Raw genomic sequence first — 23555 nt, 5'->3', positions numbered from 1 at the left:
TTAACGTTCCTCTCCCATCTTCACCGCTTGATGCACACGTAAACGGCGAATTTGCCAGAATAGGAGCCCTGCTCCAAGCGTAAGCATCACGAATACAACAACATATAATTGCAGCGTATCCTTTGAATCAAAGATGATTCTAAATGGCGGAACTTGTGTTGTCACATTGTCTGCCGTTTGTAAAAACGGAAGAAACAGTCTACCTACAACCTTACCGATGATAATCCCTAAAACAATAGACAAACCTGCTGTTAAAATCTGTTCTGCGAGCAACATATTGGTAAGCTGACGCTTAGAGAGTCCCATTGCTCTTAAAATACCGAATTGGACAACACGTCCTGATAAGTTAAAGAACCAATATAATATATAACCAATCAAAGAAATAATGACAGAAACTAAGAAGCCCAAACTTAAAATACCAAATACACCACCACGTGTAGGATGTTTGGCTTGTGCCACGAGCTCACTTCTTACATCACTAACTGAAGATACCTCAATCCCCTTCTCAGCAAGCTTAGTGATAATCGGCCCTGATTTAGCTTTATCTTCCATTTTCAACCAAACTTCATAAGGAATCAATGGCACTTGGTCATAAATATAGTCTAGGTTAGCGATCACAAATGGTGTTTTATCAGGATATTGTGAAGGCCAATATGGAATAATACCATATACAGCAAAGTCTACCGTCTGTTCTCCAAATGAAACCTGGAACACATCTCCTGGCTTCAGCTTATATTTGTCTGCTAAGGTTTGTGGCACTAAGGCCGCACTTTCATTCATACCTAACAGATTCAAATATTGGAATGGATGAACTGGGAATAAATCATTACGGAACCATGCCACCTTAGAAAAATCTAAATTATCTATACCCATCATAATACCTTGACCTGCTGATCGGCCAGAAACGATAATGTTACCTTTTGTTTGAAGCACTCTAGCCGCAGCCTTAACCCCGTCTAATTTACGGAAAATTTCAAATGGTGGCTCAGAATAAATAAGCTTCGTTGGTTGGTTATTCGGTTGGCCCGGATTTCCACCTTGACCACCACCAGCACCTCCTGGGTTACCGCCAGCACCACCTTGACCCCCGCCTGCATTATTTTGATTAGGCTTTTTAGCTTCGGGAGTTGAATCCCATACCGTTTTTACAATTACATCAGAACCATACTTATACAATGTACGTTCAGTTGAGTTAAGATCAATCGTTCTCGCCGCAGATGCATTATACACACCAAGTCCTAATGTCAAAACAAGTAAGATCATTAACGGATAATAAGCGGTGGAAGAACGTGATAACTGTGTTAAGCTCAAATAATATGGGACAGGTAACCAACGTTTACCTAACCAGCCGATCAATTTTAAAATTAACGGGAATATGCGCAAGAAAAATAGCCCTAAAGAAAAAATAGCAATGGCAGGCACAAAAAATAAAAACGGCTGTACTTGCAGCTCATCGGTTGTCATACCTGTCTGGAAGGTTAACATTTGTCTCTCGTTAAACATATAGAAGCCATAACCGGACAAGGCTAACAGCACAATATCAATATACCAACGTTGCCAAAATGGTCTTTGATCTGAGCGTGCTTGCTTTTGCTTCGCATTAACAATCGAAGCTCTAGCATAGCTTATTGCAGGTAATAACGTGGCAAGGATGGCAATAACAACTGCTCCTAAACCTAATAAAATAGCGTCCATATTAAAGCCAACTGGAATTGATTTCCGGTCAACAAAGGTTAAGAAGCCGTTAGCTGAACCGATACTTTTTGACATAAAGTAACCAAGCAATGGTCCTAAAATCATGGCCACGACACCAAGAATAATACCTTCAAATAAATAAATTAAAATAATTTGGTTTGTAGATGCACCACGACTACGTAACACAGCGATATCACTTTTTTGCTTATCTAATGCTTGTCTAGCATTCATGACAATATAATAGAATACCATCGCAATCATCGGTGCAGCAAGTGTAAACAATAGCGTCTGCATCTGTAAGCTTTGCTTACGGAAATCCTCAAGCAAGTTACCAAATGAAATATCCACCTTTGTATCCTTCAGCTTCTGATACAGTTCTACATTTAAACGATCTAATGTATTTGCAAGTGGGGTCAGCTGTGAGGTTTTAATTTCACGTAAATCAAAAGCATAATACCATGCGCTGCTATGAACTGGGATCTTTAATTTTTTCAAGAAATGCTCATTAAACACTTTATCATTGACATACAGATTGTTCATCATGCTCTCAAAGCCTTGATACCAATATGGGTCCTGATCTACTTTAGATTCAAATACACCCACAATTTTCACTTTTAACACGATATCAAGTCCACTAGCGATCGGATAATTAATAATATCACCAACATGCAGATCCTGACGATACATCGCTTCCTCTAGCATCATCACTTCGATGACATCACCTTGGACTGTATCAGAAAACAACTTTCCATTTGTAACTGTAATATGATCCTTAACGTTGTTCATACTAAGCAAGGTCATCGTTCTTGTTCGACTAGCATCAACTTTACTTGGATCATCTGGATAAATCTCACTCGTACGTAAGGAGCGAGTGTTTACATAAGTATCAAACGGGAAGCCAATTTCCTGTGGAACTTCATCTGTAATATATTTGTTTACAGCTTCTAATGCATTTGGATCTGTTTTCGCTCCCCCTGAAGCCTGATAGCTCATGAGTAAGGAACCCGCAGGCAAACCTTCGCTGTTAGCAATAAGTGTACTAGATACGACACGCTTTAGTGAACCATCCGAATACATCGGAATACTTACGGTAAAGGATACGGCAACAACGAGTCCTAACAATGTACTTATAGTTAGCCATTTCGTATTCCACATTTTACGGAACAGCAAACGAATCAACGGCGCACCCATTAACGACCCACTACTTTCTGCCCTGGCGTCAGTCCTTTTTTAATTTCAAGGCTTGTTGACGTTTGCATCCCTACCTCTACATCAACTTCACGTTTACTTCCGTCATCCTCAATCACCTGAACATAATTACGAGAACCAATAGAGCGTAAAGCTGCAATTGGAATAACCGTTGCGTTTTCCTTCACCTCAGTTACAATCGTTACACCAAGCTGACGACCACGTTCCATATCCTTTGGCATTTTATCTAGTGCTACAATTAAATATTGGTCTAACGAATCTTTTTCTGGCGGTGTATTTCCACCGCTGTCATTCGGATTGTTATTACTGTTTGCGCTTGGACTTGGCATAACTTTAACTTTACCTTTAAAAGTACCTGCCGCATTAATATCTACATCAGCGTCCATGCCAACAGACAATTTCGCTAAATCGTCCTTCGAAAATGAGGCAGCCACAACGAGCGACGAGGTATCTGAAATAATACCTAGAGAGTCATACGCTTTCACCGTTGCCCCCTTCTCTGCTTTAAGAGAAACAATAGTTCCTGCAAATGGTGCACGCAATACACCATCACTAATTTTTTTGCGAAGGTCTACCAGATTTTGGCGTTGCTCTTCAAATACGATCGTTGCCTTCTCAAACTCAATTTCATCCATTTCTTCTTTTTGACGAAGCTTTTGTTTCATATCTAATTCATTTTGTTTAAAATCAAGCTCTGCCTTACGTAAGTCTTTCTGCAAAGCCTCCGTATCAAGTTCAATAAGTGCAGCACCCTTTTTTACTTTATCTCCAGCCTTCACATGAATCGTCTTAATATGTAGATCTCCGTTCGTAAAATAAAGGGGTTCTTCGCGTTGACTCATCAGCTTGCCAACAGCATTTACGGTTTTTTTCAATGTCTCTTTTGTTACGGTATATTCAGGTTTTTTGGATATGGTAGGTGGCTTAATGACAGGCATTTCCTCCTCCTCATCCTCCTTCGGAAGTAATCCACAACCTGAAACAATAACTAATACAAAACATAAACATATAATACCTAAACGTCTATAGACGTTACTTTTGTTATTCGATAAATTTTCCGTCCACCATTTGATAAACATGGTCTGCAACCTCCAAAATCGTAGGATCGTGTGTAGTCATACAAATGGTTACTTGCTCCGTTAGTATGATATTTTTAAATACAGTCATAACCTGAGCACCCATTTGTGAATCAAGATTTGCTGTAGGTTCATCGGCTAGCAACAGCTTAGGTCGGTGTGCAATGGCTTTCGCGATTGCAACACGTTGTTGCTCACCACCCGACATTTCAAATGGTCGGTGATGCATTCTTTTTCCGAGTCCAACTAATTCAAGGCAATGCCGAATTCTTGGCTTCCATTCTGATGATGGAATGTCTGCCATCCGTAAAGATAGCTCTACATTTTCCCAAGCTGAAAGTAACGGCAACAATGCATAAGCCTGAAAAATAAAGCCAATCTGATTGCGCCTGAGCAATGTTCTTTTATCATCACTTAGCACATGTATCGGCTCATCTCTAAACCAGATTTCACCAGATGATGGCTGATCCAGCCCACCTAGCATATTAAGCAGCGTTGTTTTACCAGAACCCGAACGTCCTCTTAGCATGACAAGCTGCCCTGCTTCAACCTCCATATTAATTCCTTTAAGTACATGTACTTCACCATTGCCAACTGGAAATGATCGGTGTACCTCTTTCACCTTAAGAACGGGTCCTGTGAAGGTATCCTCTTCAGGAGCTATTGAGATCGTTTCCTCTTGTACACCCTCTTCAGCAGTAGGAGCTACTTCTTCAGTTGACGCTCCCTCCGGTTCGGCAAACAGCGCTAAACGATCTGCAGTAATGACTTCTGCTTCATGTTCAGACTTATCCTTTTCCCTTGATTTACGAAACCATCGCTTCATTTGTGTATCGTTCTCCTATTTCTCCTATTTGTCATTCAGACACATACTACGTCTGCATTATAAACGATAAAACTCCCAAAAAAGTTACAATTTTTTTTACCAATTGAGTATTTATCTTTCCAAAATTTAAAAATGCTCTCTCTTTCACCAAAAATATCTGCTTAAAATAACATCTAAAAAACAAAAAAACAGCAAAAAAGTGCCTTATTTGCTGTTTCTAGCAGTTCATATTATTTAATTATTAGCATAAAAAAGCAATCATTAAAATATTACATAAAAGTGATAATGAAGTGAGATTTAATGCGAGAAGACTTACTTGTTCTTTATCCTTGCCCAAATGCCGCAGGATTTTCTCTCCAAGCTTTGAGCAACGATAAATCCTCCTGTGGAATAACACCACGTTCTACGGCTACCTCAATTAAAGTTGTGTAATTAGACAATGTCGTTAATGGAATACTCGCCTCTTCAAATGCCTTTACAGCTTTATCTAACTGATAGCTAAAAATTGCTAGCACAGCTAACGGTGTTGCTCCTACATCTTTTACAGCTAATGCCGCTTTTAAGGAGCTTCCCCCTGTAGAAATTAAATCCTCGATCACAATGACTTTTTTCCCCGCCTCAATTAAGCCTTCGATCTGATTTTCCTTACCATGTCCTTTTGCTTTATCACGAATATAGGCCATAGGTAAGCCAAGCTTTTGAGCAACAAATGCTGCATGGGGAATTCCTGCTGTTGCTGTACCTGCAATAATTTCAGTATCAGGATAATTTTCTTTAATGAGGATGGCAAATGATTCTGCAATCAAATCACGTACCGCTGGATATGACATCGTTAACCGATTATCACAATATATTGGGGATTTAATACCTGATGTCCACGTGAAGGGCTCCTGAGGGCGTAGTGCCACAGCACCAATATTTAAAAGTTCACTTGCTACCTCTATAGCAATTTTGTTGTTTTGTGTCATGCGCTCATCATCTCCTTAATAATTTCTTCCGTTGCTAGACGTGGATCATTGGCTAAAGTAATCGGTCTACCTACGACAAGAAAGCTACTTCCCTGCTGAATAGCTTGCTTTGGTGTCAAAATACGTGACTGATCTCCGATTTCACTTCCTGCAGGACGTATCCCTGGGGTCACTGTAACAAAGTCTGATCCACATGCTTGCTGTATCGCTTGTACCTCTAATGGAGATGCAACAACACCCGCAAGTCCCGCTTGTTTTGTATGTGAGGCGTACTGAATAACAGAATCCTCTACAGTACCAGAAATTCCGATTTCATGGTTTAACGTTTGCTGATCTGTACTTGTAAGCTGAGTCACCGCAATGATAATTGGCATTGCTAAGCTAGGGTCCTCCTGTAATGCTAATTCCGCACCCTGTTTCGCAGCCGCCATCATTTTAATGCCACCACCCGCATGGACATTAAACATATCCACGCCTAGTTTTGTAAGGCTATGTGCGCCACCCTTAACTGTGTTCGGGATGTCATGCATTTTGACATCAAGAAATACAGAATATCCTTTTTCCTTTAATTCAAGAATGAAGTTAGGTCCTGCGGCATAGAGGAGCTGCATTCCTACCTTCATATAACAAGGAATCCCCTCCAATTGCTCTACTAATACTCGTGCCTCATCTACAGAAGGATAATCTAATGCAACCATTAATCTGTTTGCCATCTCTATATACTTTTGATCCATATTTTTATTCAAATCTCCTATCATACGGAGGGCTCCGAAGTATAGCTTACCCGGAGCCGACCACTATTTTATAATATTATTATATTGAAGGCATCGCATGTGAAGAGAAGTTAATCGTTTCTAACATCGTGAGTAATGCTGATACTGTATCTAACGATGTCATACATACAACACCATTTTCCACCGCTTCCCGACGAATACGGAAGCCATCACGCTCTGGCTCTTTACCTTTAGTTAAAGTATTAATAACGAAGTGAGCTTCACCGTTACGAATCAGATCAAGTATATTAGGTAAACCTTCGCTGAGCTTATTTACGGTCTGAACATGAATGCCAGCCTCTTCTAGTGCCACTGCAGTTCCACCTGTTGCGATAATTTTATAGCCAAGCTTGTAGAAGCCCTGTAGCAGCTTCACTGCTTCTTCCTTGTCCTTATCCGCAATCGTCGCAATAATTGCGCCTGAGGTTGGAATTTTCATACCCGCACCAATGAGTCCTTTATACAATGCTTTTGCATAATGAACATCGCGTCCCATCACTTCACCTGTTGATTTCATCTCCGGACCAAGTGTAGGTTCAACACGACGCAATTTTGCAAAGGAGAACACCGGAACCTTTACAGAGACATGTTTACTTTCTGGCCACATGCCCTCTTCATATCCTAGATCCTTTAGCTTCAAGCCTAAAATACATTTTGTTGCCACATTTGCCATCGGTATATTTGTGACCTTACTCAAAAATGGCACGGTTCTGGAGGATCGAGGGTTTACTTCAATTACATACACCTCATCCTTGTAAATGACAAACTGGATATTTACAAGTCCTACCGTTTTTAATTGCTTCGCAATTTTAATCGTAATCTCTGTAATTTTTTGCTTTAATTCTACACTCAAATGTTGAGGAGGATATACAGCAATAGAGTCACCAGAGTGAACTCCTGCCCGTTCCACATGCTCCATAATACCTGGGATAACCACCGTTTCCCCATCACAAATGGCGTCTACCTCAACCTCTTTACCTAACATATAACGGTCAATCAGGACAGGATGCTTTGGATTAATATCTACAGCTTCCTTCATATATTTGAGCAATTCCTCATCAGAATATACGATTTCCATCGCACGTCCACCTAATACATATGATGGGCGGACTAAGACTGGATAACCTAGTGATTGCGCCGTCGCTACAGCATCATCCACAGAAGTAACTGTGCTTCCTTTAGGCTGGGCAATATCAAGCTTAGACAATAAAGCTTCAAACTTTTTACGATCCTCTGCTTCGTCGATGCTATCTAATGAGGTTCCTAAAATGTTAACCCCTGCCGCTTGTAATGGAGCTGCTAAGTTAATTGCCGTTTGTCCACCAAATTGGACGATAACACCTACTGGCTTCTCCTCGTCGATGACGTTCATCACATCTTCAAAGAAAAGTGGCTCAAAGTACAAACGATCAGAGGTATTAAAATCGGTAGATACCGTTTCAGGGTTATTATTTATAATGACCGCTTCATACCCTGCATCCTGAATTGCCCATACCGCATGAACCGTTGAATAGTCAAATTCAATCCCTTGCCCAATCCGAATTGGACCAGAGCCTAACACTACGATTTTTTCCTTGTTTGTTTGCAATACTTCATTTTCTGTTTCATAGGTTGAGTAGTAGTACGGGGTAGTTGCTTCAAATTCTGCCGCACACGTATCTACCATTTTATATACAGGTCTAAGCTTATGTTCGGCTCTAAATTCACGTACTGCTTCTTCCGTTGTGTATTGACCATTTGCATGCTTAGCTGCTCTTAATTCGGCAATTGCACGATCTGTAAAACCTAATCGCTTCGCTTCATATAATATGTCATAGCTTAGCTCGGTTGGTTCAGCAATAATAGCTTCATATTGAACTAAACGTTCTATTTTATCTAAGAACCACCAGTCAATTTGTGATAGATCCTGAATATGCTGTAAGCTGTATCCACGACGGAAGGCTTCTGCTACCAAGAAGAGTCTTTCATCATCCGCTTGCACTAAACGACGTTCTAGTTCTTCTTTAGCTAACAATTCCACTCCTTTTATATACAAACGATGGGTTCCAATTTCAAGCGAGCGCACCGCTTTATGGATCGACTCCTCAAAGGTACGTCCAATTGCCATTACTTCGCCCGTTGCTTTCATTTGCGTGCCTAGCTTGCGATTTGCATGTACAAATTTATCAAAAGGCCAACGCGGAATTTTACTTACAATATAATCTAGTGTTGGTTCAAAGCAAGCGTACGTTTGTCCTGTCACTGGATTGACGATTTCATCTAATGTAAAGCCTAATGCGATTTTCGCCGCCATTTTAGCAATAGGGTACCCTGTTGCTTTGGATGCGAGTGCAGATGAACGGCTAACCCGAGGATTTACCTCTATCACATAATATTGATAGCTTTGTGGATCAAGGGCAAACTGTACGTTACAGCCACCTTCAATATTTAAAGCACGAATGATTTTCAGTGAGGCAGAACGTAGCATTTGATATTCTCGATCAGATAACGTTTGGCTAGGAGCAACGACGATGCTATCTCCAGTATGCACGCCAACTGGGTCAAAATTTTCCATGTTACATACGACGATACAGTTATCATTCGCATCACGCATCACTTCGTATTCGACTTCCTTCATGCCTGCAATCGACTTCTCGATAAGACATTGGCCAATCGGACTATAGCGAATACCAGAAGCTACTGTTTCCTTCAATTCTTCCTCTGTCGCACAAATTCCGCCACCTGTTCCCCCTAAGGTGTAGGCAGGACGGACGATAACAGGATATCCAATTTCATTTGCAAATTGAACCGCTTCTTCCACGGAAGTAATGATGCTGCTGTCGGGTACTGGTTGCTCTAATTCACGCATCAACTCACGGAATAAATCCCGATCCTCTGCTTTTTCAATCGAAGTAAGTTGTGTGCCAAGCAGCTTCACATTTTCACGTTCAAGCACTCCTGCACGTGCTAGCTCCACCGCCATATTTAATCCCGTTTGTCCGCCAAGGGTTGGCAACAAGCCGTCTGGACGCTCTTGTCTAATGATTTGTGTAACAAAATCTAATGTAATTGGCTCGATATATACTTTATCCGCCATGTTTGTATCTGTCATAATTGTAGCAGGGTTACTGTTGATTAAAACAACCTCTACCCCTTCTTCCTTCAACGCTTGGCAAGCCTGTGTACCCGCATAATCAAACTCAGCCGCTTGACCAATAACGATAGGACCAGAACCAATTACTAGTATTTTTTTGAGCTCCTTATTAATCGGCATGTTACAAAACTCCTTTCGCTGCGGCCATTATTTTAGCTTGACGTGATTGCTGTGGATGAGATTTCTTATGCTCTCTAATCATCCCTACAAAACGATCAAACAAGTAGCTATTATCATAAGGTCCAGGTGCAGCCTCAGGATGATATTGTACAGAAAATGCTGGGTAATCAGTATGTTGTAAGCCTTCAATCGTTTTATCATTATTGTTAATATGTGTAACCTCAAGCTTCGTGCCTGCAATCGAGCTTTCAGTTACGGTATATCCATGATTTTGGGAGGTGATGTAGCAACGTCCAGAGGCAAGCTCCTTCACAGGATGGTTCCCACCACGATGGCCGAATTTAAGCTTTTCTGTATCTGCGCCACAAGCTAGAGCAAACAATTGATGTCCTAAGCAGATTCCGAAGATCGGATATTCGCCTAGCAATTGAGAGATCATTTCTACAGCATAAGGTACATCTTTAGGGTCGCCAGGGCCATTTGACAATTGAATTCCATCTGGATTTAGCTTGCGAATTTCATCTGCGGTGGTATCATGAGGGACGATCACCACATCACAATCACGCTTGTTTAACTCACGCAAAATTCCACTTTTAGCACCAAAGTCTACTAATACAATCCGTTCTTTGGAGCCTGGACTGCTATAAATATGTTTAGTAGAGGTCTGCGCCACCTGATTGCGTAACTCATCAAGGCTTGTTGCTGCCATTAGTGCTTTTAGTTCCTCAGGGGACGTATCTGCCGTTGTCAGAATACCCTTCATCGTTCCATGCTGACGAATAATCCGAGTTAACATCCGTGTATCAATGTCACAAATGCCTGGGATGTTATATTCCTTAAGCAAGCTTCCTAGACTATATTCTGCACGCCAATTACTTGGTGTAGGCTCATAGCGACGAACGATAAAACCATGTATTGAAGGAACCACTGACTCAAAATCATCACGTGAAATTCCGTAGTTTCCGATTAAAGGATAAGTCATTGTTACGATTTGTCCACAATACGAAGGATCAGACAATACTTCTTGGTAACCCGTAATTCCAGTATTAAAAACGACTTCGCCTGTTTTTTCAACTTCCGCGCCAAAAGATTTCCCTGTAAACAGTGTGCCGTCTTCCAATAATAATCGTGCCTGCATCCCTAAACTCCCCTTTATCTCCCAAATTCAATCCAAAATGATAATTGATTACTTATTTAGATGAAACAATTATTCTGACCATACTATTTTTCCACTTACGATCGTGGTTACTGGCCATCCTGTAAGCTCCCAGCCACCAAACGGTGTATTTCTACCTTTCGTAGCAAATTCATCTGGGTTGACTGCTTTTGTTTTATTCAAGTCAACAATCGTAATATCCGCAGGTGCTCCTATCTCAAGCCGACCTGCCTTCAGTCCAAATACTTTGGCTGGATCACTTGTCATTCGTGAAATCAAGAAGCTTAAGCTCCAACGACCTGTTTTTACAAACTTGGTATATAAAAGTGGAAACGCCGTTTCAAGTCCAACGATACCAAACGGAGCTTTGAGCATCCCTTTTGCTTTTTCTTCACTGCTATGAGGTGCATGATCTGTAACGATCATATCGATGGTCCCATCCTCTAGCGCTTCAATACAAGCTTCAACATCTCTTTTTGAGCGTAATGGGGGGTTCATTTTCCAGTTTGTATCTAGTCCTGGAATGTCCTCTTCGGATAATAATAAATGGTGTGGGCATATTTCGGTGGTTACTCTAATTCCAATCGACTTCGCTTGGCGAATTAATCTAACTGACTGCTCTGTGCTGACATGACATACATGATAGTGAGCGCCTGTCGCTTCTGATAACAAGATATCACGTCCTACATGAATGGCCTCAGATTCATTAGGAATTCCTTTTAAGCCATGCTTTTTAGCAAAGGTACCTTCGTTAACGGGTGCTCCAACCACAAGGGAATCATCTTCACAATGCGCAATTACTGGCATATCAAGTGATTTTGCTAACGCCATCGCATCCTTCATCATCTGTGCTTTTTGGATACCAACACCATCATCTGTAAATCCGATTGCCCCTGCTTGCTTTAATGCTGCAAAATCGGTTAGCTCTTCGCCCTTCTCTCCTTTTGTAATCGCCGCATAAGGCAACACATGAACAAGGTCTGCTTCTTTTGCTTTTGTTTTTACGAGTTCAACTACTTCTGGGGAATCAGTGATCGGATTCGTATTTGGCATACAAGCGATTGTGGTGAACCCACCTTTTGCGGCTGATCTTGCGCCAGTTTCAATCGTTTCTTTATGTTCAAACCCAGGCTCACGTAAATGGACGTGCATATCAATAAATCCTGGAGATACTAGCATTCCTTTTGCATCGATAACTGTATTTTCAGTAGTACCGGAAGCCTCAACCTCTAACGTTCCTGCGGGTACAATTTTTTGAATTATTCCATTTTCTACCACGATATCTTGATTTGAAAGCTGACCTTCAGCATCTAATAGAGCTGCATTATATATAATAAGTGACATCTAAAAACCTCCGATTTATTTAAATGATGCTATTTGGTTATCTCAACGCACGTTCAGTGACAGCCATCCGAATAGGCACGCCATTTGACATTTGCTTAAAAATTCTTGATTGTGCATGCTCGACAACTGCATCATCGATTTCTACATTTCGGTTAATTGGTGCAGGATGCATAATGACAACATGGGGTGCAAGCTTCGCCGCTCTTTCCTCTGTTAATCCATACTGCAAGCGATATTGCTCAGTAGAGCCTATAATTCCTTCGTGATGACGTTCAAGCTGAACCCTTAACATCATAACTACATCAGAGCACATCGCTTCATCTATAGATACGTAAGGAGCATAAGCTTCTAGCTCAGGCGCTTTAAAAACATCAGGTGCTGTAAATTTGACCTCTGCTCCTAATTTTTGTAGTGCCCATAGATTGGAGCGCGCCACTCGGCTATGCTTGATGTCCCCGATGATGGATACCTTTAAGCCTTTAATTTCGCCAAAGTGTTTTTTCATCGTATACAGGTCTAATAAAGCTTGTGTCGGATGCTCGTTATTCCCATCCCCTGCATTGATCAATGGCATCGATACTCGCTCTGCAAGCTCCTGTAACATGCCTACTGGTTTTAGTCGGATAACTCCAGCGTCCATCCCCATCGCTTCCAACGTTCTTACCGTATCCAAAATCGATTCGCCTTTTTCCAGACTAGAGTTCGCAGCAGCGAAGTTAAGCACCTGAGCTCCTAAACGCTTCTCAGCCATTTCAAACGAAAATCTTGTACGTGTACTGCTTTCAAAAAACATGTTGGCAACAAATTTATTCGCTAGCGCTGGAACAAGCTTTTGCTCCTGTCGATCCCAATAATCAGCACGATCTAGGATTGACGTAATTTCAGAGGCGCTTAGCTCCTTAAGTCCAAGCAAGCTGTGTTCTTTTAAGGTCGAGGATAAAATACTCATTATGCTTCACCTCCGCGGTTTTGCACAATTCGTACTTCATCAAGTCCATCTGCTTCGATTAGCAGTACTTCAATTTCCTCTGACTTAGAGGTGGGTACGTTTTTACCAACATAATCAGGGCGGATTGGAAGCTCACGGTGTCCGCGGTCTGCTAATACTGCAAGCTGGATGCTTTCTGGTCGACCGCAATGCATGATGGCATCCATTGCGGAACGAATGGTGCGCCCTGTGTAAAGCACATCATCAAGTAAAATGACTTTCTTGCCTTGAACCGGAACCGCAAAGGAAACTTCTTTTCTAGCCTGATCATCATCTGTGCGATCATCACGATAAGCTGTTACATCTAGCTCTGCCCATGGAATTTCTTTTCCTTCAATGCTCTCAAGTCGATGAGCCAAGCGCTCAGCAAGATAAATCCCTCTAGTCTTAATTCCTGCTAATACACAATTGTCTATCCCTTTGTTACGCTCCAAAATTTCATGTGCTATTCTCGTCAACGCCCGCTTAATTGCTATTTCGTCCATAATGATGTGATTTTCACCGCTCACTCGTTTTGCCTCCTCGAAAGTGTGTGTATCCCTCGCCAGCGATATAACGTGAAGTCATCAAATGCCTTCTGGTTACAAAAAAAGACTCCTTGCCTGATTCAGACAAGGAGTCCCGGACATAGTGATTTCACTTATGTCCTCATGAGCAACAGGAGATGACCTGCCCAAATAGACAGTATGCTCCTATCGCTACATTCACGTTACCTTGCCAGCCTCACGGGACCGAATTAAAGGTTCATATGTCAAGACGTAGATTACGCCTTTGCTGACATAGATTATGACAGAGTTACAGTGACTTGTCAAGACAACAAACCTGTATATTCGAGTCAAAAACCGAGTGATCATTATAGTTAATAATTATACATATACACTTATAATTATGCAATACAATAATCAATATGATCATTTGAATCAAGAAAGAATCAGTAAAAATAAAAAATCAATGCACAGAGAGAACTTCCACTTATATAAGGGAGTGCTAACTTGCATTGATTTAAGCAAATAAGTTTATTTTTATTATTAACAACACTGGGCTACAATATGTTAAATGTGATCTATTACATTTTTCCATGCTTCTTCAATGGAAATGCTTTTTTTATCACTTTTAGCCCCAGAGCCTTCTTTTGTCCAGAGAGGCGGATAATAAGATAATACTTCATCAGGTTGTAGCTGTTGAACCCTCTCTTGCCAACCATCAAAGCGACATGTTTCATAAAAAAGTGCTAAATCCCCATCTGCAAGCCACTGTATAAACTCTGAATAAGTTAGCTCTGTATCTTCCCACTCCAGACAATCTGGCGCGAAATAAAATACAGTCTTTGATTGACCAAGCTTCCCACCATTTAATGCAAAAAATCCTCCTGAAACATCGTAAGCTATTACAAAAATGCCTTCTAATATTGGTAATTGTATTTTCTTTTGCAGAGGAGATTGTTGATTGGTGTCTAGACCATTCCAGCTAGCAAGGTCGCCAAAAATATCTTCATGTGGACTACCAAGTAGCTTAATCCAACCATGATCAACAAGTATCCCGCCTGTATGATAAGCAATGACACCTAGATAAGAACGAGTAGAAACCTGTATATTTAATAAGGTCTGCTCTCCAATGGAAGTAGGGACATCTAATAAGGTTAACCTGTTACTGCCATTTATGATTATTGCTCTACACTCTTCCCAAGCGTCATCTTGTTGACTTACAACTAATTGTTCAATAGATTTCGTCTGAATTTCCATTAGGTTTCCCCTCTCAACAAAGCTTTATAATGTTAATTATCTATTTAACTAACCAATGAAGCAAATGAATGCATAATCCATGATGAGAAGAGACGTGATATTATTCGCATTATTCTACAACTAACGGAACTACTATACCTTTATTGACATCAATAAGACCATAATCTGTAATTTTTAACGCTGGACTGACAGGTAATGAATGTGTACTAATCGACATGATCGGATTATAATGCTGATAACCTAAAGATTCCATCGCTTCTCGCAATTGCTTAACTTGTTTTGCAGCTTCATCTAATGGAGCTTCCGTTAAAATACCGCCAACAGGCAAGGCAACATGCGCAAGCACTTTTCCATCCTCCACGACACAAAAGCCACCTTGACCTTGAATCACTTCATTTGCGGCTAATACCATATCTTCTGCATTTCTACCTACCACAAGTAAGTTATGATTGTCATGAGAATAGGTAGTGGCAATTGCACCACGTTTAATCGTATCCCCACCTATAAAGCCATACGCACGATTCCCGTTTTTACCATAACGCTCAAAGGTCGCAATCATTCCATATTCGCTCTGCTCCCAGGCTATCATTCCTTTTTCTACTGAAAATGAAGCATGATGCTCCTCTGTAAACGTAGAACCATCCTTCACCATCATCACCCTACAGACTAGCTCGCTTTCCATGCTCATCGTTTTCACACTAAAATCATCTATATCTAGTAAACCTAGCTTCACACTTTGATAGAAATGATCTGGAAAATTCCGTTCAGTCTGAGGCTGATGATATGCTTGTGACTTATCATATACAGCTTGTCCTGATTTGAATACTTGATTAATCTCAAAGCGATTTAAATCAGAGAGCAACACAAAATCTGCTAACTTACCTGGAGCAATCACCCCACGATCATACATATTCATCCGTTTCGCAGGCGTAAAGGTTGCGGCATAAATGGCTTGCTCAGGAGACATCCCCATCTGAATCGCTTTAGTAACAATATGATTCAAATGACCCTGATCCACAAAGGAGTCTGCCATAACATCGTCAGTGACAAAGCAAAAATGCTCTGCTACATCGTGTTGTAATAAATAATCGATAATATCTTGGGTCATTGATTTTTCCTGCAATTCAATAAACATCCCTGCAGAAATTCTTGCTTCCATACCTTCTATACTTTGATGCGTATGATCTGAACCAACACCACTATAAATAATACGGTGCAAATCAAGATCCATCACCTTAGGACAATGTCCTTCAATAATGAGGTCAGGATAATGTTTACGTACATGATTTAAAATTTGATTCGTTTTACAATTAGGATCATTAATTATATCCACATAGTTCATAATTTCGCCAAGGCATTTCATATCCTCATCACGAAGTAATTCATCAATATCTTGTATTTCTATACTTCCACCGGTTGTTTCCATCGCAGTAGCGGGTACAGAGCTTGGAATTGCGTACATCATATCTACAATACAGTCTTGGCTTACCTTAATCATTTCTTTAACACCCTCGACACCAAACACATTGGCCATCTCATGGGGCTCTGGCACAATCGTAGTGACACCATTACGAATTAAGCCATAAGAAAAGCTTTGAGGCGTAACCATTGTACTCTCAATATGAAGATGAATATCTATTAGGCCTGGAATCATATATTGCCCGCGCCCATCAATCACTTTGATGCCCTCTATGGCTTCGTGTGCCCCTTTGGCACAATCACTAATATATAAAAAATGACCATTTAATATAGCAACATTACCTGTAATAAATTTTTTGAGATAACTATTAAAAACCTTAACGTCACTGACTACTAAATCAACCTGCATAATTGCAAGCACCTCCATCCCTTGTGCTGTATTTCAGCTGTACTCAACCATCCTTCAACTTCTGACAAATCTAATCTACAAGCACAAGCTTTTCAGGAGGAAAATAAACAAGCACCTGTTGTCCTGCTAAATATGGCATAATACTCTCATGATTCACCGTAAATTCCCCTAGCTCTGTATCGACGACATATTGATAACTACGTCCAAGGAAGGTGCTTACCTTGATGGTCGCAGAGAGGGTATTAGTAGCTTCCTGCTGTTCTCCTGGTAAAAACAACATAATATCGTCTGGACGAATAGCCCCCTTTTTCCCTTGCTGTAATCCTCTTGCGGTTTCCTTTACAACATTGAAATTATAATCCTTGACAGACAATGAGATGGCATCAGCTACATCATTTCTTGTTTCAAATTCAATAAAATTGTTAAATCCAATAAATCTAGCTACGAATTCTGTCTGAGGATATTTAAAAATTGTAGAAGGATCACCTAATTGCTCAATCACGCCTTTATTCATAATCGCAACCTGATCTGAAATGGAGAAGCATTCCTCCTGATCATGTGACACATAAACCGTCGTAATTCCAAGCTGCTGCTGTATTCGGCGAATTTCAGTACGCATATTCACTCTTAGATTCGCATCAAGATTACTTAAAGGTTCATCAAACAACAACAGTTCAGGCTCAATAACAAGCGCACGAGCAATCGCTACACGTTGGCGTTGCCCACCAGACAATTCTTTAGGATAACGCTTCTCAAAACCGGTCAAATTAACAACCTCTAAAATTTCACGTACCTTGAGGTCTAGCTCTTTGCCAGTTATTTTGCGTAGACGTAACCCAAAGGCTACATTTTCATAAATAGATAGATGTGGGAATAAGGCATAGCTCTGAAATACAAATCCAAAGTTACGCTTGTTCACAGGGATACGGGTATAGTCCTTTCCTCCAAGTGAGAATTTGCCTTCCTTTGCTTCTAAGAAGCCAGCAATTAAACGTAAGGTTGTTGTTTTACCGCAACCACTTGGGCCTAACAGAGAAATAAGATTTCCTTTTTCAATATTCAGGTTAAAATCCTTTAAAATATATTGTTGGTCGTATGCAACCGAGATGTTTTCTAAACTCAACAATGCCATGAGCAAATGCCTCCATTATCGTTTGGTAAAGTAGGATAACCCCATTAAGCGTTCAATCACAAACATAAATACACCTGTAAAAATCATCAGTACAACAGAGATTGCTGCTATGGTAGGATCAAAATTATTTTCAACATACGTTAACATTTGAATAGGTAACGTGCTTATTCCAGGACCCGTCATAAAAACGGAAATATCCACATTATTAAAGGATTCTAGAAAAGCGATTAATACCGCGGCAATAATGCCTGACTTAATATTTGGCAATACCACAGTAAAAAAGGTTTTGAGCCACCCTGCTCCAAGACTTAACGAAGCTTCTTCAATCGCAAAATCAAAATTAGACAAGCTTGATGCAATGATGCGAATTATAAATGGCAGCATAATTACGGTATGTCCAATCAATAATGAGAGATAAATGGGTAAATTGTATGAAATAATTAAGTACTTCAGCATTGTAAAACCAAGCACAATACCCGGAATCAAAATAGGCGATACAAATAGGGAATTTAATGCGCTTTTCCCTTTAAACTGGAATCGACTAAGCGCATACGCCGCTGGTAGACCTAATAATAAAGCGAGAAGATTACCTAGCATGGAAACAATTACGGAAATTTTGAAGGTTTCCATAAACATATTGACTTCAAAAATATTCCGATACCACTTTAAAGAAAAGCCTTGTGGTGGAAACTTCATAATACTTCCGGGTTCAAAGGAAGCAATCGCGATGATAAGTAATGGGCCTAACAAAAAGGCGTAAATTAAAATTGTGAAAATTTGAAGACCTCTATTTTTTTCGGACATTTCCTCACCCCTTCGGATTTAATCTAGTCGCTAGTTTACTCATCACTGTAATGACAGCAAAGGTAATGACCATCATAATGACCGCTAACACAGAAGCACGCTGCCAATCGTTTAAGGTCATTGCATTTTGATATAAGAAGGTAGATAACACACGTTGCTTGCCACCAAGTAAAGCTGGCGTTGTATATGCCGTTAAGCTCCCTACAAACACAAGAATGCTACCCATAATTAGGCCGGGTACACTTAAAGGAACAATAACCTTATAAAACGCTGTAAATCGTTTTGCCCCTAAGCTTTCCGCCGCTTTAATTAAATCTGGATCAATATTTTCTAATACGCCTACAAGAGTCATAATAATTAATGGCAAAAATAAATGAACTAAACCGATCATCATTGCTGTAGGTGTATATAAAATTTCAAGCGGTTCAGAAATAATTCCGAGGGAAATTAAAGCATTATTAAACAAGCCTTTTTTACCTAATATAATCATCCAGCTAAACGAGCGAACAACAGAGCTAGTAAGCAGTGGGAAAATAGCTAGTGCGAGTAATAATCCTTTTTTTCTTGGACTTTGCTTTGAAATGTAGTAGGCTACTGGAAAACCAAGCACAATACAAATAAGAGTAGTAAGTAGGCTTACACGAAGTGTGGTCCACAGTATTTTCAAAAAATAAGGGTCCTTAAAAAAATAACTATAGCCGCTTATCGTAAACTGTCCTTCTTGAAAAAATGTACCGACTACCGTAAACAATAACGGAACTAACATAAATGCGGTTAAAAACAATAGCCCCGGTAGCAATAACAAATAAATAACTTTCTTTTTCATGATTGTTAACTCCGTTCCTTATTAAGCATATTTTTCACCAGCTAGCGCTATAGCTTGTATAAAAAGCTGTAAAAAGGCTTCTTCATTTATATCTGTGCATACATAAGCATTAGGAGAGGCTTGCAAGCGATTTTGGAAATCGCATACGGTTTGTCCATCGCATAGCTCACTTTTTGTTTCTACATCAACATAATAATGGGCAGTACTCACTACCCCTTTAGAAATTGCTACACCTACCGCTAAAGGATCATGAAGTACACATGCAAAAACTGCATTTCGTTCATAATAACGCTGAGTATACGCTGCTGTGCTCTGCACAATATAGTCTTTAATCGGGCTTTCATTAAGCTGTGCAATATGCTCCTGAGTTAATAAAGCTCTTCTTGTCACATCAAGACCCACTAATGTTAATGAGGTAAATCCAGCATGTAAGACAAGCTTGGCTGCTTCTGGATCGACGTACATGTTGTATTCAGCAGTAGGAGTCACGTTACCATAGCCCTGAACGACGCCTCCCATCACAATAACCTCTTTTACATGCTGGACAAGCTCAGGACATTTCATAATGGCAAGCGCCAAATTCGTTAATGGTCCTGTCATGATTAAAGTGATCTCACCTTTGTTTTTCATCACCTGATCGATGATATAGTCAGGACCAAATCCTGCTGTATCCCCCACATGCACATCCATATCTGCCAATGCGCCTCCGATACCATCATTACCGTGTACTCGATGCTCAAAATGTGGCTTACGAATTAATGGTTGAGTTGAACCAGCGATCACGGGGATAAACTCCCCCAGATGAAGTAATTGCAATATTTTGCAAGTATTTATCGTCGCTTGTTCACAGGATACATTCCCGTTCACCGTTGTGATGCCAACAATATCAAGCTGTTCAGAGCCTACTGCTAAAATAATTCCAAGTGCATCATCAACGCCTGTATCTACATCAAGAATTACTTTTTTTCGCATAACGCCAAGCCCCCTCATCATGATCATAAAAATAAAGGGGGAGAGGCATTTGCTACCCTCTCCCTCTATATACTGCGAGTAAATAATTAGGAATCATTTTTAAGATTTAGTTTAACCACCTACAGAGTCGTAGCGAAAGGACAGAGGGATGGTGGAGAAGCGACAGCGCCCGCCTTTAAAGCGTGATTTCATTCTAATAAATTTAAATTCAAGGAAATCAAGATTTAACAGCGGTCGAAGGCACCCTCTGGACTGTAGCTCCCCCACTATAGCTATTAAAACACGCATCTTAATTTTGGTTACTAATTATTCAGTAATTTCACGATTAAACCGATCAATCCATTTATCAAGGTTTTCATTTACAAACTTCATATCTAATTTACGCAAATTGTTGACAACATCTGCACCATATGTGATCCCACTTGCTTGCTCGTCACTTAATTCAAGGGTCGTGTTGACAGGGGAATCCACTTTAGCAATTGCAGATTTCTCTTGTACTTCCTTACTCAAATGCCAGTTAATAAATTCCTCTGCTAATTGTTTGTTTTTACTGCCTTTCACAATGTTCACTGTATTCATAATGGCATAAGCGCCTTCTTCCGGTGATACAAACGTTGTATCAGGCACGCTTTTCTTAAGCTCTCCGACATACATTTCCATAATTGGACCTGCTACAATTTCACCTTGTGCAAACATATTTACGAACTCAGACGTCTTGCTATAATATTTCACTACACCGCTGTTCAACTCTTTTAATTTTGCGAACGCATCATCTTCACTAAAGCTTTGATTTCCTGCTACAGTAGATGCTGCATCCAGTAGCATTGGGCCTGTGGTTGAAGTAATATTAGGCAACGTAATTTTTTTAGAAAGTGCTGGATTCCATAAATCTGCCCATTTCTTAATCTCTACTTTGGTATCGGCAGCATTATATGCAATCCCAAGGCGACCGATTGTATAAGCTGGACCATAGTCCTCACCAAGTGGTGCTTTAGCAAGATCATATATTTGTGACAAGTTAGGAATTTGACTGCGATCTATTTTTTCAAACAGCCCTGCTTCAATTCCTTGTTGCGCATAATAGTCAGATAAATAAATAAGATCCACATTTGAACTACCCTGACGAATTTTGTTTAGGCGCTCTGCATTATTCCCGATTTCAAGTACAATTTTGACATTATGTTCTTTTTCAAAAGGTGCATACACATTTTCCTTAAAGAAATCCTCTGAAAAACCCCAAGTGGAGATGACAAGCTCTGTTGGCGCTCCTGAGGTTTTATTCCCTGTTGCACCAGAATTAGATCCTTCTTTTCCTGTATTGCTAGCTCCACAGCCAGTTAATGTTAACCCTGCTACAACTACAGTTAGTAACCCAATTAACCATTTCTTCTTCAACACTTACATCTCCCCATTTCTAGATAGTAAATTGTAATTTATATTGTTAATCTGTAACTCCACGATTATACGACTAGCTTACAATCCAAAAAAAAAGAAAAGGCCCTTGGTAGAATAATTCCTAACAAGAACACTTTTCATTGTAAACAATGTCAAGAGCATCTATGTTTCTATTGGTACAAGTTCCTCGCTCAGATAGATCCGAATGTGGACGCTTGTTAATATTAAATTATACGTTTAAAATGACATTCGTAATCGCCCATTGGGTGGCGGGATCATAATCACGTAATACTGCCTCAATATTTAACTCCATTTCAGCTTCAAACCGTTCACGCAACCTCTTCTTATAGATGGCTGACATATGAAAGTCAACTTCATGCTTTAATATTGGAGCCTCACCCTCCAAAACAGTAGAACGAGGTGATCTGCGATGCTTCGCATAAATTGTAATTATGCGTTGATCAAGATCGATACCTGCTTTGAGAAGGGTTGTACCAAAACCAAACAATTCCTTAGAGATCTCATTGTAAATACTACAGATTTGCTTTTTATCTGCATTTGAGTCTGATAAGGTCACAAAACCACCTCTTAAAGCATTTATTTTCAACTAAAACCCGAACGATAAGTTAAATTATAGTGTAGAATAATCGTATTTGTCAACGTTTAATATAAAAAACTAATTTATTGTTCGTCTTTCATCTGTACAGATCCAATAAATACAACGTTCATATGCGCTTTATTAACTTGCTTGATTGTCCCTTTGTAATTATAGTTATACAATAAAATAACGGTATTAAATTGAGTCAAATCTAATGTCGGATCGATTACCTTTTTGAATAAAGGGATTACCTCTTCAGCATATGAGCAACCATCTAGCAATGTCTCAAGGGTATGCCTAGGCTCGTCTAAAATTCCAGCTTCTCGAAAATCCTCATCAAATTCCTCTATTTTAAAATCAGCGCAAAAGGGTGGATTAATAACCTCCCCATCCTGATCATACTCAATTTGCAAGTACTCAATTAAGGTATCGTCAATATGAGGTGTACTGATGTTAGCTAACCACAAGGAAACAAATCCTGGCTCCTCCCAATCATGATGAGAATGATCATGTTCGTGATGACTATGGTGATGATGTCCGTGTTCTTCGTCATGTTCATGGTGACTATGATGTTGTTGCCCATGCTCATCGTCATGGTTGCAGTCTTGTTGATGTTGGTGATTGTTTATCTTGTTATGCTTATTGGTCAATGTAATCTCTCCTATATTAAATTAGTGTAATTTAGGCTCAATCTTGAAATTTAGTTCTTGACCGCTAACTCATGCTAGCGAAGGGGTAGAGGGATGGTGGAGAAGTGAACACGTCCGCCTTTACAGACTGTTTTTCAACCGATAAAAATCTAATTCAAGAAAATCAGGCTGTAACAGGGGTCGAAGCCACCCTCTGCACCGTAGCTGCTTTCCTCAGAAGTTAACAACCACTAATTTTTGTTTTAAACCATTAAAAGGAACATGATTTTAACAACAATCGCAAGAACGCTCTGGAGCGTAGCTACCAGACTCCTATGTTG

General features: G+C 40.0%; 19 protein-coding genes. All 19 read right to left on the bottom strand.

Annotated features, from left to right (window positions below; translation table 11 throughout):
- The 19 genes from J2Z32_RS05100 to J2Z32_RS05010 all read right to left on the bottom strand — a co-directional run bounded on the left by J2Z32_RS05100 (position 1) and on the right by J2Z32_RS05010 (position 23235).
- Positions 1–2886, bottom strand: coding sequence for an ABC transporter permease (locus J2Z32_RS05100; RefSeq protein WP_210088086.1), 2886 nt, complete (start codon positions 2884–2886; stop codon positions 1–3).
- Positions 2886–3983, bottom strand: coding sequence for an efflux RND transporter periplasmic adaptor subunit (locus J2Z32_RS05095; RefSeq protein WP_210088085.1), 1098 nt, complete (start codon positions 3981–3983; stop codon positions 2886–2888). Before J2Z32_RS05095 ends, J2Z32_RS05100 begins: the two co-directional genes overlap by 1 nt.
- Positions 3946–4806, bottom strand: coding sequence for an ABC transporter ATP-binding protein (locus tag J2Z32_RS05090; protein ID WP_210088084.1), 861 nt, complete (start codon positions 4804–4806; stop codon positions 3946–3948). The genes J2Z32_RS05095 and J2Z32_RS05090 overlap by 38 nt, the downstream gene beginning before the upstream one ends.
- A 323-nt stretch (positions 4807–5129) precedes the next feature.
- Positions 5130–5774 carry an orotate phosphoribosyltransferase gene (gene pyrE, locus J2Z32_RS05085; RefSeq protein WP_245251202.1) on the bottom strand — a complete coding sequence of 215 codons (645 nt, stop codon included), beginning with the start codon at positions 5772–5774 and terminating at the stop codon, positions 5130–5132.
- Complete coding sequence (gene pyrF / locus J2Z32_RS05080) at positions 5771–6508, bottom strand: orotidine-5'-phosphate decarboxylase (RefSeq protein ID WP_280921107.1); 738 nt, start codon at positions 6506–6508, stop codon at positions 5771–5773. Before pyrF ends, pyrE begins: the two co-directional genes overlap by 4 nt.
- A 79-nt stretch (positions 6509–6587) precedes the next feature.
- Entirely contained in the window at positions 6588–9800 is a 3213-nt protein-coding gene (gene carB, locus J2Z32_RS05075; RefSeq protein ID WP_210088083.1) for a carbamoyl-phosphate synthase large subunit, read from the bottom strand.
- A gap of 1 nt (position 9801) precedes the next feature.
- Positions 9802–10938: a glutamine-hydrolyzing carbamoyl-phosphate synthase small subunit gene (carA, locus tag J2Z32_RS05070; RefSeq protein ID WP_210088082.1), complete on the bottom strand. Its 1137-nt coding sequence runs from the start codon at positions 10936–10938 to the stop codon at positions 9802–9804.
- A gap of 69 nt (positions 10939–11007) precedes the next feature.
- Positions 11008–12300: a dihydroorotase gene (locus tag J2Z32_RS05065; protein ID WP_210088081.1), complete on the bottom strand. Its 1293-nt coding sequence runs from the start codon at positions 12298–12300 to the stop codon at positions 11008–11010.
- A 37-nt stretch (positions 12301–12337) separates the two neighbouring features.
- Positions 12338–13249 (bottom strand): aspartate carbamoyltransferase catalytic subunit, encoded by a 912-nt coding sequence (locus tag J2Z32_RS05060; protein ID WP_210088080.1) that lies wholly within the window; start codon positions 13247–13249, stop codon positions 12338–12340.
- Complete coding sequence (gene pyrR / locus J2Z32_RS05055) at positions 13249–13797, bottom strand: bifunctional pyr operon transcriptional regulator/uracil phosphoribosyltransferase PyrR (protein WP_342453917.1); 549 nt, start codon at positions 13795–13797, stop codon at positions 13249–13251. The genes J2Z32_RS05060 and pyrR overlap by 1 nt, the downstream gene beginning before the upstream one ends.
- A gap of 543 nt (positions 13798–14340) precedes the next feature.
- Positions 14341–15030 carry a DUF2625 family protein gene (locus J2Z32_RS05050; RefSeq protein WP_245251200.1) on the bottom strand — a complete coding sequence of 230 codons (690 nt, stop codon included), beginning with the start codon at positions 15028–15030 and terminating at the stop codon, positions 14341–14343.
- Between the two features lie 109 nt (positions 15031–15139).
- Positions 15140–16858 (bottom strand): adenine deaminase C-terminal domain-containing protein, encoded by a 1719-nt coding sequence (locus tag J2Z32_RS05045; protein WP_210088079.1) that lies wholly within the window; start codon positions 16856–16858, stop codon positions 15140–15142.
- Positions 16859–16928: 70 nt separating this feature from the next.
- Positions 16929–17990: an ABC transporter ATP-binding protein gene (locus J2Z32_RS05040; protein WP_210088078.1), complete on the bottom strand. Its 1062-nt coding sequence runs from the start codon at positions 17988–17990 to the stop codon at positions 16929–16931.
- Between the two features lie 15 nt (positions 17991–18005).
- Complete coding sequence (locus J2Z32_RS05035) at positions 18006–18794, bottom strand: ABC transporter permease (protein ID WP_210088077.1); 789 nt, start codon at positions 18792–18794, stop codon at positions 18006–18008.
- Between the two features lie 4 nt (positions 18795–18798).
- Complete coding sequence (locus J2Z32_RS05030) at positions 18799–19620, bottom strand: ABC transporter permease (protein ID WP_210088076.1); 822 nt, start codon at positions 19618–19620, stop codon at positions 18799–18801.
- Between the two features lie 21 nt (positions 19621–19641).
- Positions 19642–20592: a nucleoside hydrolase gene (locus tag J2Z32_RS05025; protein WP_210088075.1), complete on the bottom strand. Its 951-nt coding sequence runs from the start codon at positions 20590–20592 to the stop codon at positions 19642–19644.
- A gap of 306 nt (positions 20593–20898) precedes the next feature.
- Positions 20899–21990: an ABC transporter substrate-binding protein gene (locus J2Z32_RS05020; RefSeq protein WP_210088074.1), complete on the bottom strand. Its 1092-nt coding sequence runs from the start codon at positions 21988–21990 to the stop codon at positions 20899–20901.
- Positions 21991–22216: 226 nt separating this feature from the next.
- Positions 22217–22564 carry a DUF2294 domain-containing protein gene (locus tag J2Z32_RS05015; RefSeq protein ID WP_210088073.1) on the bottom strand — a complete coding sequence of 116 codons (348 nt, stop codon included), beginning with the start codon at positions 22562–22564 and terminating at the stop codon, positions 22217–22219.
- Between the two features lie 104 nt (positions 22565–22668).
- Entirely contained in the window at positions 22669–23235 is a 567-nt protein-coding gene (locus J2Z32_RS05010; protein WP_210088072.1) for an immunity 22 family protein, read from the bottom strand.
- Between the last annotated feature and the right edge of the window lie 320 nt (positions 23236–23555).

The organism is Paenibacillus turicensis, from assembly GCF_017873435.1.
Classification (GTDB): Bacteria; Bacillota; Bacilli; order Paenibacillales; family Paenibacillaceae; genus Fontibacillus; species Fontibacillus turicensis.
This window is presented reverse-complemented; position numbering and strand designations above follow the sequence as displayed.

Bases quoted from the DNA above. Each gene is read 5' to 3' on its own strand.
- pyrF (WP_280921107.1), bottom strand. From the start codon at position 6,508: ATGGATCAAAAGTATATAGAGATGGCAAACAGATTAATGGTTGCATTA.
- carB (WP_210088083.1), bottom strand. From the start codon at position 9,800: ATGCCGATTAATAAGGAGCTCAAAAAAATACTAGTAATTGGTTCTGGT.
- J2Z32_RS05030 (WP_210088076.1), bottom strand. From the start codon at position 19,620: ATGAAAAAGAAAGTTATTTATTTGTTATTGCTACCGGGGCTATTGTTT.
- J2Z32_RS05045 (WP_210088079.1), bottom strand. From the start codon at position 16,858: ATGCAGGTTGATTTAGTAGTCAGTGACGTTAAGGTTTTTAATAGTTAT.
- J2Z32_RS05050 (WP_245251200.1), bottom strand. From the start codon at position 15,030: ATGGAAATTCAGACGAAATCTATTGAACAATTAGTTGTAAGTCAACAA.
- J2Z32_RS05090 (WP_210088084.1), bottom strand. From the start codon at position 4,806: ATGAAGCGATGGTTTCGTAAATCAAGGGAAAAGGATAAGTCTGAACAT.
- J2Z32_RS05095 (WP_210088085.1), bottom strand. From the start codon at position 3,983: ATGTTTATCAAATGGTGGACGGAAAATTTATCGAATAACAAAAGTAAC.
- carA (WP_210088082.1), bottom strand. From the start codon at position 10,938: ATGCAGGCACGATTATTATTGGAAGACGGCACACTGTTTACAGGGAAA.
- J2Z32_RS05065 (WP_210088081.1), bottom strand. From the start codon at position 12,300: ATGTCACTTATTATATATAATGCAGCTCTATTAGATGCTGAAGGTCAG.
- J2Z32_RS05060 (WP_210088080.1), bottom strand. From the start codon at position 13,249: ATGAGTATTTTATCCTCGACCTTAAAAGAACACAGCTTGCTTGGACTT.
- J2Z32_RS05025 (WP_210088075.1), bottom strand. From the start codon at position 20,592: ATGCGAAAAAAAGTAATTCTTGATGTAGATACAGGCGTTGATGATGCA.
- J2Z32_RS05100 (WP_210088086.1), bottom strand. From the start codon at position 2,886: ATGGGTGCGCCGTTGATTCGTTTGCTGTTCCGTAAAATGTGGAATACG.
- pyrE (WP_245251202.1), bottom strand. From the start codon at position 5,774: ATGACACAAAACAACAAAATTGCTATAGAGGTAGCAAGTGAACTTTTA.
- J2Z32_RS05040 (WP_210088078.1), bottom strand. From the start codon at position 17,990: ATGGCATTGTTGAGTTTAGAAAACATCTCGGTTGCATACGACCAACAA.
- J2Z32_RS05035 (WP_210088077.1), bottom strand. From the start codon at position 18,794: ATGTCCGAAAAAAATAGAGGTCTTCAAATTTTCACAATTTTAATTTAC.